The organism is Streptomyces sp. NPDC002935 (assembly GCF_040611295.1).
In the GTDB taxonomy this organism is placed as follows: domain Bacteria; phylum Actinomycetota; class Actinomycetes; order Streptomycetales; family Streptomycetaceae; genus Streptomyces.
The window spans coordinates 114,750-132,002 of record NZ_JBEXNW010000001.1; the positions used below are offsets into that span (position 1 = coordinate 114,750).

Annotated in this window: 13 protein-coding genes and 1 riboswitch; of the genes, 6 read left to right on the forward strand and 7 right to left on the reverse strand. The window is 69.6% G+C overall.

Annotation, left to right across the window (positions count from 1 at the left end; translation table 11 throughout):
- Positions 1-64 precede the first annotated feature (64 nt).
- Positions 65-1,126, forward strand: coding sequence for an ABC transporter substrate-binding protein (locus tag ABZX90_RS00455; RefSeq protein WP_355200533.1), 1,062 nt, complete (start codon positions 65-67; stop codon positions 1,124-1,126).
- 112 nt (positions 1,127-1,238) lie between these two features.
- On the opposite strand, the gene ABZX90_RS00460 is transcribed toward ABZX90_RS00455, so the two are convergent.
- From ABZX90_RS00460 to ABZX90_RS00475, 4 genes are all read right to left on the reverse strand, one after another.
- Positions 1,239-1,919, reverse strand: coding sequence for a response regulator (locus ABZX90_RS00460; protein ID WP_351121503.1), 681 nt, complete (start codon positions 1,917-1,919; stop codon positions 1,239-1,241).
- The gene (locus ABZX90_RS00465; protein ID WP_355200535.1) at positions 1,916-3,808 is read right to left on the reverse strand and encodes a sensor histidine kinase; all 1,893 of its coding nucleotides are present in this window, start codon (positions 3,806-3,808) and stop codon (positions 1,916-1,918) included. The genes ABZX90_RS00460 and ABZX90_RS00465 overlap by 4 nt, the downstream gene beginning before the upstream one ends.
- Positions 3,809-3,984: 176 nt before the next feature.
- Positions 3,985-4,929 (reverse strand): sucrase ferredoxin, encoded by a 945-nt coding sequence (locus ABZX90_RS00470; RefSeq protein ID WP_351121499.1) that lies wholly within the window; start codon positions 4,927-4,929, stop codon positions 3,985-3,987.
- Between the two features lie 170 nt (positions 4,930-5,099).
- Entirely contained in the window at positions 5,100-6,359 is a 1,260-nt protein-coding gene (locus tag ABZX90_RS00475) for a citrate synthase family protein (protein ID WP_355200537.1), read from the reverse strand.
- A gap of 97 nt (positions 6,360-6,456) precedes the next feature.
- Between ABZX90_RS00475 and ABZX90_RS00480 the strand changes: the two genes are divergently transcribed.
- A complete protein-coding gene (locus ABZX90_RS00480) occupies positions 6,457-7,623 on the forward strand; it encodes a citrate synthase/methylcitrate synthase (protein WP_351121495.1) in 1,167 nt (388 codons plus the stop codon).
- Positions 7,624-7,852: 229 nt separating this feature from the next.
- Here the strand turns inward: ABZX90_RS00480 and ABZX90_RS00485 are convergent, their stop codons facing one another.
- Both ABZX90_RS00485 and ABZX90_RS00490 read right to left on the reverse strand, forming a co-directional pair.
- Positions 7,853-8,089 carry a hypothetical protein gene (locus ABZX90_RS00485; RefSeq protein ID WP_351121493.1) on the reverse strand — a complete coding sequence of 79 codons (237 nt, stop codon included), beginning with the start codon at positions 8,087-8,089 and terminating at the stop codon, positions 7,853-7,855.
- 365 nt (positions 8,090-8,454) lie between these two features.
- Complete coding sequence (locus tag ABZX90_RS00490) at positions 8,455-8,955, reverse strand: DUF6082 family protein (protein WP_351121491.1); 501 nt, start codon at positions 8,953-8,955, stop codon at positions 8,455-8,457.
- 321 nt (positions 8,956-9,276) lie between these two features.
- Here ABZX90_RS00490 and ABZX90_RS00495 point away from each other — a divergent pair, with 321 nt between their 5' ends.
- Positions 9,277-10,350, forward strand: coding sequence for a GTP-binding protein (locus ABZX90_RS00495; RefSeq protein WP_351121489.1), 1,074 nt, complete (start codon positions 9,277-9,279; stop codon positions 10,348-10,350).
- 7 nt (positions 10,351-10,357) lie between these two features.
- On the opposite strand, the gene ABZX90_RS00500 is transcribed toward ABZX90_RS00495, so the two are convergent.
- Positions 10,358-12,817 (reverse strand): DNA topoisomerase IV subunit A, encoded by a 2,460-nt coding sequence (locus ABZX90_RS00500; protein WP_351121487.1) that lies wholly within the window; start codon positions 12,815-12,817, stop codon positions 10,358-10,360.
- 370 nt (positions 12,818-13,187) lie between these two features.
- On the opposite strand from ABZX90_RS00500, the gene ABZX90_RS00505 reads away from it, so the two are divergent.
- The 3 genes from ABZX90_RS00505 (at position 13,188) to ABZX90_RS00515 (ending at position 17,076) form a co-directional block, all read left to right on the forward strand.
- A complete protein-coding gene (locus tag ABZX90_RS00505; RefSeq protein ID WP_351121485.1) occupies positions 13,188-14,540 on the forward strand; it encodes a pitrilysin family protein in 1,353 nt (450 codons plus the stop codon).
- Complete coding sequence (locus ABZX90_RS00510; RefSeq protein ID WP_351121483.1) at positions 14,537-15,925, forward strand: pitrilysin family protein; 1,389 nt, start codon at positions 14,537-14,539, stop codon at positions 15,923-15,925. Before ABZX90_RS00505 ends, ABZX90_RS00510 begins: the two co-directional genes overlap by 4 nt.
- Positions 15,926-16,140: 215 nt before the next feature.
- Positions 16,141-16,299, forward strand: a riboswitch (cyclic di-AMP (ydaO/yuaA leader).
- A gap of 12 nt (positions 16,300-16,311) precedes the next feature.
- Positions 16,312-17,076: a M23 family metallopeptidase gene (locus ABZX90_RS00515; protein WP_351121482.1), complete on the forward strand. Its 765-nt coding sequence runs from the start codon at positions 16,312-16,314 to the stop codon at positions 17,074-17,076.
- Positions 17,077-17,253 lie beyond the last annotated feature (177 nt).

Below are 17,253 nucleotides of genomic sequence, written 5' to 3' on the forward strand. Positions count from 1 at the left end.
CCGTACGCAGGCACCGCCGTACGCACGCACGACCTCTCCTCCACTCACAAGGACGTGAACCACCATGCGCAAGACCGCCAGATACTCCGCGCTGGCAGCCGCCGGTCTGCTCGCTCTCACCTCGCTCACCGCCTGCGCCAATGACGCGGCGAGCACCACGGCCGACTCCGGCAGCGGCGGGGGAGGCGGCAAGGGGGAGCACGTCAAGATCATGGTCGGCGGCCTGGACAAGGTCATCTACCTGCCGGCGATGCTCACCCAGCGGCTCGGCTACTTCCAGGACGAGGGTCTCGACGTCCAACTCCTCAGCGAGCCGGCCGGTGTCCAGGCCGAGACCGCCCTCGTTTCGGGGCAGGTGCAGGGGGCCGTCGGCTTCTACGACCACACGCTCGACCTGCAGACCAAGGGCAAGGCCGTCGAGTCCGTCGTGCAGTTCTCGCACGCTCCGGGTGAGGTCGAGATCGTCTCCAACAAGCGCTCGGGCGACATCACTTCACCCAAGGACTTCAAGGGCAGGAAGCTCGGTGTCACCGGACTCGGTTCCTCGACCGACTTCCTCACGAAGTACCTCGCGGTCAAGAACGGGGTGAAGGTCAGCGAGTTCACTCCGGTCGCGGTCGGCGCCGGACCGACGTTCGTCTCCGCTCTGCAGCAGGGCGCCATCGACGGTGGCATGACGACGGACCCCACCGTCGCCACGGTCATGGAGAAGAACCTCGGCAAGGTACTCATCGACATGCGGACGCCCGAGGGCTCGCAGGAGGCGCTCGGCGGGCCGTACCCCTCGTCCAGCCTCTACATGCAGACGGACTGGGTCAACGGTCACAAGGCGACGGTCCAGAAGCTGGCGAACGCCTTCGTGAAGACGCTTCGGTGGATGTCCACGCACAGTGCCTCCGACATCGCCGCCAAGATGCCCGATGACTACTCCCAGGGCAACAAGACGCTGTACGCCGGGGCGATCCAGAGCACGCTGCCGATGTTCACCGAGGACGGCGTCATGCCAGAGAACGGCCCCGAGACCGTGGAGAAGGTACTCAAGGCGTTCAACCCCAACATCAAGAACGCCGATGTGGACCTGAGCAAGACCTACACCACGGAGTTCGTGAAGAAGGCGGCCGGCTGACCGCACGCCGGCCGGCAGCGTGTCGAGCTGACCCGTCGCGCGTACGACTGTGCTCTCCCGGCAGTCGTACGCGCGACGCGTGCGCCGCCGTGCCGCCTCGTCGGTCGTGTCCTCAGGCGCGGGTCGCCCAGACGTAGCGATGCTCCGGGCGGCCCGCGTCGCCGTATCTGAGGGTCAGCCTGGCCCTCCCCATACGCTCCAGGAGCTTCAGATAGCGCTGTGCGGTCTGCCGGCTCAGTCCGGTCTCCTCCGCGACCTCCTGGGCCGACAACGGGCCCTCCGCGCTCAGCAGGGCGCGCCGTACGAGCTCGGCGGTCGGAGGCGAGTGCCCCTTGGGCAGATCGGGTTCGGCGCGCGCCGAGAAGGCCCCGAAAATCCGGTCCACCTCGGACTGTTCGGCTTCGCCGCCGCCGTCGAGAGTGCGTCGCAGCTCCGCGTATGCCTCCAGTTTGGCGCGCAGCCCAGCGAACGCGAACGGCTTGACCAGGTACTGGAGTGCGCCCTGGCGCAGCGCCGCCTGGACGGTCGAGATGTCACGGGCCGCGGTCACCATGATCACATCGGTCTGGAGGCCCCGGCGGCGCATCTCCTGGACGACCGCGAGGCCTGTCTCGTCCGGCAGATAGTGGTCCATGAGGACCAGGTCCAGGCGCGGCAGCGCCTCCATCCGGCGCAACGCCTCGGCGGCGCTGTGCGCCTCGCCCGCGACATGGAAGCCGGGCACCTTCTCCACGTAGGCGGCGTTGACGCGCGCGACCCGTGTGTCGTCGTCCACGACCAGGACCTCGATCATCGCGACTCCTCCCTGGCGTCCTCGGCGTCCTCGGCGTCCTCGGCGTCCTCGGCGTCCTTGGCGTTCCTGATGGCTCCGGTGGCGGCGAGGGAGGTATCGGCGGTCCCCGGAGGAGGGAGCTGTCGTACGACTCCTGGTTCCTGACCGGGGACGGGGACGGGGGCGAGGAGGTGGGCGGGGGTGGGTCCGTTCCCCGTCGTGAGCCCGTCGTTCAGCGCCACCGTGTCGTCCAGTGCTCCCCCGCCATCCGGTGCCACCGCGTCCTCCGGTGCGAGTGCCGGGTCGGTCAGTGCCTCCGGCAGGACGACCGTGAACTCCGCGCCTCCGCCGTCCGCATCGGCCACCTCCGCGCTGCCGCCCTGCCGCTCGGCGAGGCGCCGCACCAAGGAGAGGCCGATTCCACGCTTGCCGTGCGCAGGGGGCTTCTTGGTGCTCCAGCCGTCCGTGAAGATCAACTCCCGCCGCCCCTCCGGGATACCGGGCCCGGTGTCCCGTACCCGCAGCACGGCGGTGCGTCCCTCGAAGCGCAATTCGACCTCCACGCGCGCGTGGGGCGTGCCCGCGACGGCGTCCAGCGCGTTGTCCACGAGGTTCCCGACGACGGTGACGAGCCCTCGCGGGTCGATCAACCGATCCGGCAGCAGCGTCCGGTCCGAGATCCACAGCGCCACGCCACGCTCGGCCGCCACGGTCGCCTTGCCTACCAGCAGGGCGGCGAGCAGCGGGTCGTGGATCTTCTCGGTGACCTGCTCCGCGGTGACCCTGTGGTCGCCGACCACCTCCCCGACGAACTCCACGGCGTCGTCGTACATCTCCAGTTCGAGCAGCCCCAGAAGCGTGTGCATGCGGTTGGCGTGCTCATGGTCCTGCGCGCGCAGCGCGTCGATCAGGCCGTGCGTGGAGTCGAGCTCGCGGCCGAGCTGCTCGAGTTCGGTCCGGTCGCGCAAGGTGGCGACCGCGCCGCCGTCCTCGGTGGGCATCCGGTTGGCCACCAGGACACGCTGGCCGCGAACGGTGAGCAGGTCGGTGCCGGTGACGCGCCCGGCCAGCACATCCGTCGTACGGCCCGGGCCCAGCGCGTCGTCGAGCGGCTGCCCGATGGCCTCGGCGCCGACCCCCAGCAGCCGCTGCGCCTCGTCGTTCAGAAGGCGTACGCGACCTTCGCGGTCCAGCGCGACCACGCCCTCCCGGATGCCGTGCAGCATCGCCTCGCGCTCCGCCAGCAGCGCCGAGATATCGGAGAAGGCCAGGTCGCGGGTCTGCCGCTGGACCCTGCGGGAGATCAGGTACGCGGCCAGCGCACCGACGGCCATGGCCCCGCCCGCGTAGGCGAACAAGCCCGGGATCGCGTCGATCAACCGAGCCCGCACACTGTCGTACTTGATTCCCACCGACACCGCGCCGACGATCCTGCCGTCGGCGTCACGCAGCGGCACCTTGCCCCGTGCGGAGCGGCCCAGCGTTCCGGTGTCGATCTCCATGACGTCCTTGCCGGCCAGGGCCCGGGCAGGGTCCGTCGAGACCGGTTTGCCGATTTCAGCAGGGTTCCTGTGCGACCAGCGGATGTGCCGCATGTCCATCACGACGACGTACTCGGCACGGCTCGCCTTCCGTATCCGCTCGGCCTCGGCCTGCACGGGGCCGGTCGTGGAGGGAGGTGTCCTTTGGAGGTCCAGGGCGATCTGCGGCTGCGCGGCCGTGGTCCGCGCGATCGCGAGTGCACGCTGCATGGCCTGGTCGTCCAGCTGCGCGCTCAGCGGCGCCAGGAACAGCCCGGTGGCGAGTACAGCGACTCCCGCCGCGATCGCGATCTGCATCAAGAGCACTTGTGAGAACACTCGCCGCGGAAGACCGAGGCGCAGTCGTCGTGCGGGGGGAGTGGGGCTCATGCCCATGACGGTACGGGGGCGTGCGCGCCCCTCCGAAGGGAGTGTGGCGTGGATCTCTTGATCAATGGGTGAGCCAGTCGACGAATACCGGACCGGGCCGTCGGGGAGCGAGGGCGTCGCGGATCGTGCGGAGGGAGCCGGAGGGGTCAGGTTCGGGGCGTTGGGGACCAGGGCCCTCAGCAGGCCACGGGGACAGCCGTCTGCTCCAGTTGCCGTACGGCCACCACGTCCATCCGGGCGGGTGAACCCAGTGCCGAGCCGCAGCTCTCCGGGCGGGGCGGCAGCGAGGCGCCCTGCGCGACGATGACGCGCCACAGGCGGCCGTCGGCGTGGGCCACGGTCACCTCCCAGCGCGGCGCTGCGCCGTCCGTACGGACCACCGTCAGGACATCGGCGGAATGCTCTCCGGAAGCCGTGCGTACGGCCAGTTCGGCCGCCTGGCCGGGGCGTTCCCAGGCGGAGTTCCCGCGACAGCCCTCGGTGACGACACGGCCCTCCCGGACGCCCTGGAGGACCTCCTTGACGGCGTGGGCCTCGGCACGGCCGTACGCGTACCCGTACGGGAGGACGAGCACTGTGGGCGAGAAACGATGACCGCCCAGATGAGTGACCTCCCAAGTGCCGTGCACGCCGGAAGCGGCCAGTTCCGCCGCGAGGGGGCGTCCGAGCAGGGCGCAGCAGCGGTCGCGCTTGCCGTTGGTGCAGACGAGGGCGAGCGGATCGTCGGTGTGGGGCCGCCCGTGGAGGACCTCGTCGAAGGAGCGCGGGTCACCGTTGCCGAGCTCGGCGAGGTCGAGGCCGAGTACCTCCTCGGGATCACGCGTCATGGCGCCGTGCAGCCATACGTTTCCCGGAGTTGTGTGGGCGGCGTACACATGCCGCTCGGCGGGCGTACCGCAGTCGGCATGGCGCCCTGGACGGCGGATGAGCGCGATCCGTACCCCTGTGCCCTGCGCGGCCGCTTCGAGGGCACGGCCGAGCGTGGGATCCAGGTGGCTCGAAGTGAGCGCCTTGGCACCCCAGGGTCCGGGCTGCTCGATCAGCAGCCATGTCCTCGCGGTGGCCGCGGTCCCCGCGAGGGGCTCGTCGAGGTGCCGCGACGCGGTCGTGCACATACTCACAGAGGTGAGCCTAACCTGACTTGGCCCAGGGCGACTTCCAGGGCGCCTTCCAGCCGCGTGGACGGGGCGCGCCCGGGGTGGTCCAGGCGCACGGTCCGGCTGGGGAAGCGCGCGCGGGGAGAGTGCTTGCGGCTCGCCCCGCGTCTCCGCCGTGATCGACCGGACAGGTCCTAGCCGGGGAGCGGCTGCGGGGGTCGCTCGCCCACGTAGTTCCCGCTCGGTCGCATCCGCAAGGGGCGCTCCGCGTACTCCTCCAGGGTGTGGGCGATCCAGCCCGCCGTCCGGGCGACAGCGAAGATCGTCTCTCCCGCGGAGGCCGGCATGCCGGAGGAGACCGTGAAGGCGGCCAGGGCCAGGTCGACATTGGCGTGCAGGGGCGCGTGGCGGGCCGTGGTGGTCACCACGTCCTGGGCCGCCGCCAGGGCGGGCGCGGCACCGGGCACTTCCTCAAGAAGCGCGAACAGGGCACGCGCGCGTGGATCTTCGCCGGGGTACAGCCGATGGCCGAGTCCCGGGACACGGCGTCCGGCGCGCAGTTCGTCGGCGACCACAGGAGCGGCGGTGCCCTGGTCCAGTACGTCGAGCAGCAGCCTGTGCGCGAGCCCGCTGGCCGCCCCGTGCAGGGGCCCTTCGAGGACGCCGAGGCCCGCCGACACGGCGGCGTACGGGTGGGCGCGGGCCGACGCGGCGACCCGGACCGCCAGCGTCGAGGCCGCCAGGTCGTGGTCGGCGAGCAGCCCGAGTGCGGTGTCCAGCACGCGCAGTGACGCGTCGTCGGCTGTGCGTCCGGTGAGCCGTGCCCACAGCCGATGGGCCAGTGGGCCCTCGTCGCGGTGGTCGTGACGTACGGAGGGAAGGGCGGCGACGAGCGTGGGAATGAGGGTGCGCCCGGTGCCGAGTACGGCGCTCTCGGAGAGGTCGAAACGCAATGGGTCGGCCACCGCGGCGGCGATCGCCGCGACGCGCAGCCGGTCGGTCGGGCCGCTGTGCTCGGGCAGCGACTCGACGCTGCGCCGGGCGGCGGCCGCGGACGCCTCCGGGGCCGTGAACGTGACACCGGGGCGCAGCTCACCGGTCCACAGCCATTCGGCGATCTCTTCGTAGGAGTACCGCGCGGCCAGTTCCGTCGCGTCGACGCCCCGGAAGTAGTACCGGTCCTTGTCGATCAGGGTGATGCGGGTACGGACGGAGAGCTCGCCGCCGACGCTCGGACTGCCGCCGCCCTCCCGCCTGTTGCGCCGCGCGAGTGCCTCCACCTCCTTGGTGTCGAACGTGCTCCCGCGCCCTCCCGGCTCCCGCCTGCTGCTGAGCTGACCGCGGCTCACGTAGGCGTACACGGTCTCCGGCTTCACGCCGAGCAGTTCGGCTGTCTCCTTGGTGGTGAGCCGTCGGCCCTCGTGCCCTGACGTTGCGGCTTCTCGATCCCTCATGAGCGCCACCGTATCTGTGGATCAGTGTATTGATTGGATCAATATTGACAGCTATAGAGTCAAGCATGGACAGTCGAATCAAGTCCAGGGAGGAAACATGCCGATCAACCGGGCCGCGTCCACCTCTGTCGACGTACCGCGAGGACTCGCGGGCGTCGTCGTCACCGACACCGAACTGGGTGACGTCAGGGGGATGGAGGGCTTTTACCACTACCGCCAGTACTCGGCCGTCGACCTCGCACAGGCCCGCGCCTTCGAGGACGTCTGGCATCTGCTGGCCCACGGTGAGCTGCCCGACGAGGCTCGCCGTGCCGCCTTCACCGAGCGGACCGCCGGGTTGCGCAGACTGCCGGACGACGTGCGCGCCGCCCTGCCCGCGATCGCGGAGGCGACCGGCATGTCGGGACCGCTCGCCGGGCTGCGCACCGCGTTGTCGCTGCTCGGAGCCTCGCTGGGGTTCCGTCCGGTGTACGACATCGACGCCGAGCGGCGCCGCGACGACGGCCTCGCGGCGACGGCGGCCGTGCCGACGCTGCTCACCGCGCTGTACCGGCTCGGACAGGGGCTGGAGCCGGTGGAGCCGCGCGAGGACCTCGGCTACGCAGCCAACTACCTGTACATGTTGACGGGTTCGGAGCCGGACGCGGCCCGTGCTCGTGCGGTTGAGCAGTACCTCATCTCAACCATTGATCATGGATTCAATGCATCAACCTTCACGGCGCGGGTGATCGCGTCGACCGGCGCGGATGTGGCGGCCTGTCTCGTAGGTGCGGTCGGGGCTCTCTCCGGCCCGCTCCACGGAGGTGCTCCCAGTCGTGCCCTGGACACACTCGACGCGATCGGGACACCCGACCGTATCGACCCCTGGATCCGCGAACGTGTTCTCGCCGGCGATCGCATCATGGGCTTCGGGCACCCCGTCTACCGCACGGAGGACCCGCGTTCACGCATGCTCCGCGGTATAGCCCAGGGGTTCGGAGGCCCGCTCGTCGACTTCGCCGTCGAAGTGGAACGACAGGTGGAGGCGATCCTGGCCGAACTCAAACCGGGCCGCGAGTTGCACACCAACGTGGAGTTCTATGCCGGTGTGGTCATGGAGCTCTGTGGGTTGCCCCGCGAGATGTTCACCCCCACGTTCGCCGCCGCCCGCGTGGTCGGCTGGAGTGCGAACGTCCTGGAACAGGCGGAAGACTCGAAGATCATCCGCCCGGCGGCCCGCTATGTGGGGCCGGTCCCGCCGGTGGCGGTGCCGACGGCGGGCTGACGTCATCCAGTGGTTGACCCGTTAAGGTACCGGCTGCCGACACGCGTGGAACCCGGCGTGCGGCTACGCGTCAAGGGCCCGGCGTCGTGGTGATGCCGGGCCTCTGCGTCGTGGTCGAAAGGATTCTCTCGAAGCGATTCAAGGGAAGTCAGAAGGGGGCGATCTTCCCGTCTGCTGTCGTGCGACCAGACCCGCGCCACTCCGCGGGCAAGCCCTGGTCCGGTGTCAGTCAGGCGTCCGGGATGTCTTTCTTGGCGCGCAACAGCGTCTCGCGGGTGATGATCACGATCCGCTCGTAGTCCGCTCGTGAGGCGTCGGGCGGGAGCTCAGGGTCGAGCTCCTGGGTGGCCTCGCGCCCAATGACGGCGAAGCTGCCGTCGCTGAGCTCGAAGATGTCGGGGCAGGACTGGCCTGTAGCGCTGCCGCGCTCACGTGGAGTAGCCCCGACACGTCGCACGATCTTCACGGAGTGGTACCAACCTTATGCTCGGAAATCTTAGTCAGGGCTGTGGTGTCGTCCGAGCGAGGTTTCTCGGCATGTGAGGGACTCCGAGCGGAGATGTTCGCCCGGAGTCCTGGGTCTCCGAGCGCAGGGGTGTTGGGCCGGAGTGCTCAGAGATCTGAGCAGGCGCCAACTTAGCCAAGTTCCGTTGCTCGTGGTGCGCAAAGCTACCAAGCAGTCGAGTGAATCTCGACTGCTCCGCTTGGGCCGGAGATGGTATTGGGGCTCTTGGTACTCATCGGGGGACCAAAGGGCGCACAGGGGCGTGCGAGGGGGTGCGACGGTCGGGTCCGGCGCGCGAGTGTACCGACCTGCGCGAGACACCGGGACTATTCCTCGTCCGGCTCACCCACGACCCACCACTCGTCGGCGTCGCCATCCGTCTGATCCTGGATCAGCGTGTCCATCATCCGGCCCAGTTGGGCCTCATCAGAGGAATCGGGCAGGCTCTTGCGGTGATGCTCGGTTGCCGACCAGTACTCCCGGAAAATCCGGTTCTGGCACATGATGCGGAAGTGGCCGTGAAGCTCCGCGCGGTCCAGCGCCCCGATCCGATGGAAGTACAGAGCGTTGATGTAAAGGGCGTTCGCGAAGAGGTACTGGCGCTGCTTCTCGGGGCTGATCTCCGTCTCGTACGTGTTGAGGACGGCCGCGAGTGCGGGATCGTCCATGGCCTTGCACAGCAGGTCGAAATGGAGGCGGTGCTGCTCGGTGAGCACGGCACGTCTGCGCTGCCGTGAGCTTCGATCCGTCACGGCGTGCGCCGCGACGCCGAGCCCGGCCCGGGCGACCGAGCCGAGCCTCCGTATCGCGGAATTCTGTGTGGCCATGTCAACCCCCGAATCAGGCGACCGTCCGCCGGTCGTCGGTTGTGGGGCGACAGGGAGCGGACCGGCGAGCGGTGGGCGGCGCGCTTGCCGTCTCCCAGTGTTGCCGAGCGGCTCTGATCGGCAGGGAGGCGGAGAGGAGGCGCACGGAGGGATGTGTGGGTCGCGTATACCGGCGCCATGTCCAACGTGTGCCCCGCGAGCGCCGCTAACAATCGTTCACTTCGGGGCCGTTTCCTCCAGCTCGTATGCTGGGTCGGCATTCATTCCCCGCGTGAACGCCGGTCCCGTGAGCCGGTGCGCGCACAGGTTCAGAGAGGGCGCATGGTGAGTCGGCCGAGTCCCCGGCAGATCCCGGTCATCGTTCTCGCCGGTTTCCTGGGCTCCGGCAAGACCACGTTGCTCAACCATCTCCTGCACCGCAGCGGCGGCAGCCGTATCGGAGCCGTCGTCAATGACTTCGGGGCGATCGAGATCGACGCGATGGCGGTGGCCGGCGCGCTCGGCGATTCCACCGTCTCCCTCGGCAACGGGTGTCTGTGTTGCGCGGTCGATGTCGGCGAGCTTGATCAATATCTGGATCGACTCGCTCAACCCTCCGCCCGTATCGATGTCATCGTCATCGAGGCGAGCGGGCTCGCAGAACCTCAGGAACTCGTGCGCATGGTGCTCGCCAGCGAGCATCCGGGCATCGTGTACGGAGGGCTCGTCGAGGTCGTCGACGCCGCCGAGTTCGCCGGCACCCGCGAGAAGCATCCCGAGATCGACCGGCACCTCGCCCTGGCCGATCTCGTCGTCGTCAACAAGATCGACCGGGCCGACGACGGCGAGCGCGTGCTGCGCGCCGTCCGGGAACTCGCCGATCGCGCCGCGGTCGTCCCCGCCACCTACGGCCGTGTCGATCCGGAGTTCCTCTTCGACTGCAGGCCCAGCGAGGAACGCATCGGACAGCTGTCCTTCGACGATCTCCACGATCACGAGGAAGGCGACCCGGGGGAGGGCGGTCATGACGAGCGCGGCCACCTGGGCCATCTGCACTCCGCCTACGAATCGCTCTCCTTCTCCTCCGAAGTGCCGCTGGGCCCACGGCGGTTGATGGCCTTCCTCGACAGCAGGCCGGAAGGGCTCTACCGGATCAAGGGGTACGTGGACTTCGGCGTCCAGGACACCCGCAACCGGTACGCCGTGCACGCCGTCGGACGGTTCCTGCGGTTCTATCCGGAGCCCTGGACCAGTGCGGAGGGCCGGCTCACCCAGCTCGTCCTCATCGGCTCAGGAATCGACACGGCCGCACTGAGCAAGGAGCTGGAGGCGTGCAAAGAGGACGCCCCACACGCCGACGAACACAGCATGTGGGGCGTCCTCCGCTACGTACAGGAGCCGAGCCCGGAGGGCTGACCGCGGACTACACCGGGCCCGCCACCACCGACACCGTCTTCCCCAGCGACAGGCCCGAGCCGTCACGGCGCGGGTCGATCTCCGGCAGGTCGACGGGCATGCCGCTCTTCTGAGCCGCGCGTCCCGGCGTCGGACCGGCCCAGGCCAGCGACAGGCAGTCCTCGCCCTTCAGGAACCGCTGGCAGCGCACACCGCCTGTGGCGCGGCCCTTGCGCGGGTACTGGTCGAAGGGGGTCAGCTTGGCCGTGGTCTGGACGGAGTCGTCCAGTGTCCCGCGCGAACCCGCCACCGTGAACACCACCGCGTCGACCGCGGGGTCGACGGCGGTGAAGGAGATCACCTTCGCGCCGTCCGTCAACTTGATACCAGCCATGCCGCCCGCGGCACGGCCCTGCGGGCGGACCTGCGAGGCCTGATAGCGCAGCAACTGGGCGTCGTCCGTGATGAAGACCAGGTCCTCCTCGCCGGTGCGCAGCTCGACCGCGCCGACGATCCGGTCGCCGTCCTTGAGGGTGATGACCTCCAACTCCTCCTTGTTCGAGGGGTAGTCGGGAACCACACGCTTGACGACACCCTGCTCCGTGCCGAGCGCGAGACCCGGTGACGATTCGTCGAGCGTCGCCAGACAGATCACCGTCTCGTCCGGCTCCAGGGAGGACAGGAACTCCGAGATCGGAGCGCCCCCGGAGAGATTGGGCGCCGACGCCGTCTCGGGCAGCCGCGGGAGGTCGATCACGTTCAGGCGGAGGAGGCGGCCCAGGGACGTGACCGCACCGACCTCGCCGCGTGCCGTCGTGGGCACCGCGGAGACGATCACGTCGTGCTTGGTGCGCTTGCCCTCCGGGTCCTCCCCGAAGGGGTCACCGGTCGCCGTGCGCGCCAGCAGTCCGGTCGAGGACAGCAGCACCCGGCACGGGTCGTCGGCGACCTGGAGCGAGACCGTCGCGGCCGGGCTGCCGGCGGACTCCAGGAGCACCGTGCGCCGGTCGGTGCCGAACTTCTTGGCCACTGCGGCCAGTTCGCCGGAGACCAGCTTGCGCAGCTCCGCGTCGGAATCCAGGATGCCGGTCAGCTCGTCGATCTCGCCGTTGAGCCGGTCGCGCTCCGACTCCAGCTCGATGCGGTCGAACCTGGTGAGGCGGCGCAGCGGCGTGTCCAGGATGTACTGCGTCTGGATCTCGGAGAGCGAGAAGTGCTCGATCAGGCGTTCCTTGGCCTGCGCCGAGTTGTCGCTGGAGCGGATGAGGCGGATGACCTCGTCGATGTCCAGGAGAGCGACGAGGAGACCCTCGACCAGGTGCAGCCGGTCGCGCTTCTTGGTGCGGCGGAACTCGCTGCGGCGGCGCACGACCTCGAAGCGGTGGTCGAGGTAGACCTCCAGCAGCTCCTTGAGGCCCAGGGTGAGCGGCTGGCCGTCCACCAGTGCCACGTTGTTGATGCCGAAGGACTCCTCCATCGGCGTCAGCTTGTAGAGCTGTTCGAGGACCGCCTCCGGTACGAAACCGTTCTTGATCTCGATGACCAGGCGCAGTCCGTGCGCACGGTCCGTGAGGTCCTTGACGTCGGCGATGCCCTGGAGCTTCTTCGCGCCGACCAGGTCCTTGATCTTGGCGATCACCTTCTCCGGGCCGACGGTGAAGGGCAGTTCCGTGACGACGAGGCCCTTGCGGCGCGCCGTGACGTCCTCCACCGACACCGTGGCGCGGATCTTGAAGGTGCCGCGGCCCGTCTCGTACGCGTCCCGGATCCCGGAGAGGCCGACGATCCGGCCGCCGGTGGGCAGGTCGGGCCCCGGGACGTGCTTCATCAGCGTCTCGAGGTCGGCGGCCGGGTACCGGATGAGGTGGCGGGCGGCGGCGATGACCTCGCCGAGGTTGTGCGGCGGCATGTTGGTGGCCATGCCGACCGCGATCCCCGACGAGCCGTTGACCAGTAGGTTCGGGAAGGCGGCCGGAAGGGCCACCGGCTCCCGCTCCTGGCCGTCGTAGTTGGGCGAGAAGTCGACCGTGTCCTCGTCGATGGACTCGGTCATCAACGACGTCGCGTCGGCCATCCGGGCCTCGGTGTAACGCATCGCGGCCGGCGGGTCGTCGTTGCCGAGCGAACCGAAGTTGCCGTGGCCGTCGACCAGGGGCAGGCGCATGGAGAAGGGCTGCGCCAGACGCACCAGAGCGTCGTAGATCGACGCGTCGCCGTGCGGGTGGAGCTTACCCATGACCTCGCCGACGACGCGGGCACACTTCACATAGCCGCGGTCGGGGCGCAGGCCCATCTCGTTCATCTGGTACACGATGCGACGGTGCACCGGCTTGAGGCCGTCGCGGGCGTCCGGCAGGGCTCGCGAGTAGATGACCGAGTACGCGTATTCGAGGAAGGAGCCCTGCATCTCGTCCACGACGTCGATGTCGAGGATCTTCTCCTCGTACGAGTCGTCGGGCGGCGGGGTCTTCGTGCTGCGGCGGGCCATCGCTGCTGCGGCTCCTTCACAGTCTCTGCCGGGGCATGAACGGGTTCTGACGCGCACCATTGTGGACCGCCCCACTGACAACGCGGACCGCGACCCGTCCGTAGCGACTCTCCGGCGCGCTCCGCGGGCGCCGCCGGGACCGCTCCCGAGCGGCCCCCGGGCCTGGTACGCGGCGGCCCCCGGCCCCGGTACTCGGCGGCCACCGGACCGTCCGTGGTGCTCCTCGGAGGGTTCTCCGGGTTGTGTCAGGGACACGCGTAAGTCTCGCTCTCGGCGTACGAGGTGCGGGAACTTCGCCAGCCGTCCGCGCGCTTGCATACAGTGGCAGGACCGACAGGAATGACGCAGTTCCGCGATCGAAGGGACGTACATGCCCATGGGTCACACGGCCACAGCTGAGGCAGGCTCCGGCGGCCTGACAGCGACCGAGCACCGCCTGGCCAACGGCCTGCGCGTGGTGCTCTCCGAGGACCATCTGACCCCGGTCGCGGCGGTGTGCCTCTGGTACGACGTCGGCTCGCGGCACGAGGTCAAGGGCCGGACCGGACTCGCCCACCTCTTCGAGCACCTGATGTTCCAGGGCTCCAAGCAGGTTCACGGCAACGGTCACTTCGAACTCGTCCAGGGCGCCGGCGGCTCGCTCAACGGCACGACGAGCTTCGAGCGCACCAACTACTTCGAGACCATGCCCACCCACCAGCTGGAGCTCGCCCTCTGGCTGGAGGCCGACCGCATGGGCTCGCTGCTCGCGGCACTGGACGACGAGTCCATGGAGAACCAGCGCGACGTCGTCAAGAACGAGCGCCGGCAGCGCTACGACAACGTCCCGTACGGCACCGCGTTCGAGAAGCTCACCGCGCTCTCGTATCCCGAGGGCCACCCGTACCACCACACCCCGATCGGGTCGATGGCGGACCTGGACGCGGCCACCCTGGAGGACGCCCGCGCCTTCTTCCGCACCTACTACGCGCCCAACAACGCGGTTCTGTCGGTCGTCGGCGACATCGACCCGGAGCAGACGCTCGCCTGGGTCGAGAAGTACTTCGGCTCCATCGAGGGGAACGACGACAAGCCCGCCCCGCGTGACGGATCGCTGCCCGACACCATCGGCGAGCAGCTGCGCGAGGTCGTCGAGGAAGAGGTCCCGGCGCGCGCCCTGATGGCCGCCTACCGGCTCCCGGAGGACGGCACGCGCGCGTGCGACGCGGCCGACCTCGCGCTCACCGTCCTCGGCGGCGGCGAGTCCTCCCGGCTCTACAACCGGCTCGTACGCCGTGACCGCACCGCTGTCGCGGCCGGGTTCGGCCTGCTGCGTCTCGCCGGAGCACCCTCCCTGGGGTGGCTGGACGTGAAGACGTCCGGAGACGTCGAGGTCCCGGTCATCGAGGCCGCCGTCGACGAGGAGCTCGCCCGGTTCGCCGAGGAGGGCCCCACGGCCGAGGAAATGGAGCGCGCGCAGGCCCAGTTGGAGCGCGAGTGGCTGGACCGGCTCGGCACCGTCGCGGGCCGTGCCGACGAACTGTGCCGGTACGCCGTCCTGTTCGGCGACCCGCAGCTCGCCCTGACCGCCGTGCAGCGCGTCCTCGACGTCACGGCGGAAGAGGTCCAGGAGGCCGCCAAGGCCCGCCTGCGCCCCGACAACCGCGCGGTGCTCGTCTACGAGCCGACCGCCGCCGAAGCCACCGACGCCGCTGACGACACCGACGAGGAGGCGGCGAAGTGACCGAGCTCGCCACCATGGACTTCCACCCGCAGCCGCAGGCCGGCAGCCCCAAGCCGTGGGCCTTTCCCGCCCCCGAGCGCGGCACCCTGGACAACGGTCTGACCGTGCTGCGCTGCCATCGCCCGGGCCAGCAGGTCGTCGCCGTCGAGGTGATCCTCGCCGCGCCCCTGGACGCCGAGCCCGCGGGCCTGGACGGCATCGCCACGATCATGTCGCGCGCCTTCTCCGAGGGCACCGACAAGCACTCGGCCGAGGACTTCGCCGCCGAGCTGGAGCGCTGCGGCGCCACGCTCGACGCGCACGCCGACCACCCCGGCGTACGCCTGTCCCTCGAAGTGCCCGTCTCGCGTCTGGCCAAGGCGCTCGGCCTGCTCAGCGACGCCCTGCGGGCACCCGCGTTCGCGGACAGCGAGGTCGAGCGGCTGGTGCGCAACCGGCTGGACGAGATCCCTCACGAGACGGCCAACCCGGCCCGTCGTGCCGCCAAGGAGCTCTCCAAGGAGCTGTTCCCGGCGAGCGCGCGCATGTCACGCCCGCGTCAGGGCACCGAGGAGACCGTCCAGAAGATCGATTCCGCGGCCGTACGCGCCTTCTACGAGAAGTACGTACGCCCCGCGACGTCCACCGCTGTTGTCGTGGGCGACCTGACCGGTGTCGACCTCGACGAGCTGCTCGGCGAGACGCTCGGCTCCTGGACCGGTTCGTCCGCCGAGCCGCGTCCCGTGCCGCCCGTGAACGCCGACGACACCGGCCGCGTGATCATCGTCGACCGCCCCGGCGCCGTCCAGACGCAGCTGCTCATCGGCCGTGTCGGCGCCGACCGGCACGACCGTGTGTGGCCCGCCCAGGTGCTCGGCACCTACTGCCTCGGCGGCACCCTCACCTCGCGCCTCGACCGCGTCCTGCGCGAGGAGAAGGGCTACACCTACGGTGTGCGGGCGTTCGGCCAGGTCCTGCGCGCCGCGCCGGACGGTACGGGCGTCGCGATGCTCGCCATCAGCGGCTCCGTGGACACCCCGAACACCGGTCCCGCGCTCGACGACCTCTGGAAGGTGCTGCGCACCCTCGCGGCCGAGGGGCTGACCGACGCGGAGCGCGATGTCGCCGTGCAGAACCTGGTGGGCGTGGCGCCCCTCAAGTTCGAGACGGCGGCGGCCGTCGCGAGCACGCTCGCGGACCAGGTCGAGCAGTACCTGCCGGACGACTACCAGGCGACGCTCTATCAGCAACTGGCCGCCACGGGCACGGTGGAGGCCACCGCGGCCGCCGTGAGCGCCTTCCCGATGGACCGTCTGGTGACCGTCCTGGTGGGCGACGCCGCGCAGATCGAGGAGCCCGTCAAGGCTCTCGGAATCGGTGAAGTCAGCGTGGTGGCCGCGGAGTAGAGCCCACGCGACCGAAGAGGGCCCTGGTGACTGAAGAGTCACCAGGGCCCTCTTGTGCCCGGGCATCGTTCCCAAGATGTCCGGATTGGTACGGAGGTTGCCTGTCTGCCCTGTGGGATGCGCTACAAAAACCGTGATCCGTTTGTTGTTCGAAAGAAACCCCGACTAGCTTCGTTCCGACTGTTCGTCAGGCACTGCGCCGCGCCCGCGGCACCGGACAGCCATCGCCGAGTCCCCCTTTGGCGCGAGCCAGGGGAGCCGGGGACCCACGTAGTCCCTGGGGTGAATCGGACACCCTCCCCGGAGGGGGTCCGTAGGAGACCTTCCTGCTCCGAACCCGTCAGCTAACCCGGTAGGCGAGAGGGAAGGAAAGGATCAGCCCCTACATGGCGTTCACCTGTGGCACCGGGAAGCACCGTCGTCCGACCCGAGTGCACAGCACCACCACGAGCGCCGTCGGCGTCGCGGCCCTCACCACCACCGGTGTCATCGGCACCCTGGCCGCCCCCGCGTTCGCCGCGGAATCCTCCGTCGAGCAGACCGGGCTGACCCAGGCCGTCACCATCGGCGACTCGGTCGCCGACCAGATCGACGCCCAGGCCTTCGCGCAGCAGCGCGCCGCCGCCGAGGCCGCCGCGCGGAAGCAGGCCGAGCAGGTCGCGCGCAAGCAGGCCGCCGAGCAGGCCGCGAAGTCCCGCGAGATCAAGGAGCGCGCCGCCCGCGAGGCCGAGCGCAAGCTCCTGAACACCTTCGTCATGCCGATCACCGGTTCGTACGTCTCCACCGGCTACCAGGCCAGCAGCAGCCTCTGGTCCTCCGGCAGCCACACCGGCGTCGACTTCCACGCCGCGTACGGCACCTCGGTGCACTCCGTCGGCTCCGGAACGGTCGTCACGGCCGGCTGGGGCGGCGCCTACGGCAATCAAGTCGTGATCAAGATGCACGACGGCACGTACACCATGTACGGCCACCTCTCGTCCATCGGTGTGTCCGTGGGTCAGACGGTCACTCCGGGGCAGCAGATCGCGCTCTCCGGGGACACCGGCAACACCACCGGACCGCACCTTCACTTCGAGGCCCGTACGACCGCCGAGTACGGCTCGGACATGGACCCCGTCGCGTACCTGCGCTCGCACGGCGTCAACGTCTGACGACCTCTTCGCCGCTTCTCCACCGCTTTCGATGCCCCGGCTCACCGAGCCGGGGCATCATCGTTTCCGGAGGCCGTCTGTCCAAAAAATATCCATGGATTCAGGCCTGCCATCGGAAATTCCGGCTCCCTGCAATAGAGTCACTGAACAAGCGTCAATCGATGGCGTTTCGCGGGG

Bases quoted from the DNA above. Each gene is read 5' to 3' on its own strand.
- ABZX90_RS00455 (WP_355200533.1), top strand. From the start codon at position 65: ATGCGCAAGACCGCCAGATACTCCGCGCTGGCAGCCGCCGGTCTGCTC.
- ABZX90_RS00460 (WP_351121503.1), bottom strand. From the start codon at position 1,919: ATGATCGAGGTCCTGGTCGTGGACGACGACACACGGGTCGCGCGCGTC.
- ABZX90_RS00465 (WP_355200535.1), bottom strand. From the start codon at position 3,808: ATGAGCCCCACTCCCCCCGCACGACGACTGCGCCTCGGTCTTCCGCGG.
- ABZX90_RS00475 (WP_355200537.1), bottom strand. From the start codon at position 6,359: ATGAGGGATCGAGAAGCCGCAACGTCAGGGCACGAGGGCCGACGGCTC.
- ABZX90_RS00480 (WP_351121495.1), top strand. From the start codon at position 6,457: ATGCCGATCAACCGGGCCGCGTCCACCTCTGTCGACGTACCGCGAGGA.
- ABZX90_RS00490 (WP_351121491.1), bottom strand. From the start codon at position 8,955: ATGGCCACACAGAATTCCGCGATACGGAGGCTCGGCTCGGTCGCCCGG.
- ABZX90_RS00495 (WP_351121489.1), top strand. From the start codon at position 9,277: ATGGTGAGTCGGCCGAGTCCCCGGCAGATCCCGGTCATCGTTCTCGCC.
- ABZX90_RS00500 (WP_351121487.1), bottom strand. From the start codon at position 12,817: ATGGCCCGCCGCAGCACGAAGACCCCGCCGCCCGACGACTCGTACGAG.
- ABZX90_RS00505 (WP_351121485.1), top strand. From the start codon at position 13,188: ATGCCCATGGGTCACACGGCCACAGCTGAGGCAGGCTCCGGCGGCCTG.
- ABZX90_RS00515 (WP_351121482.1), top strand. From the start codon at position 16,312: ATGGCGTTCACCTGTGGCACCGGGAAGCACCGTCGTCCGACCCGAGTG.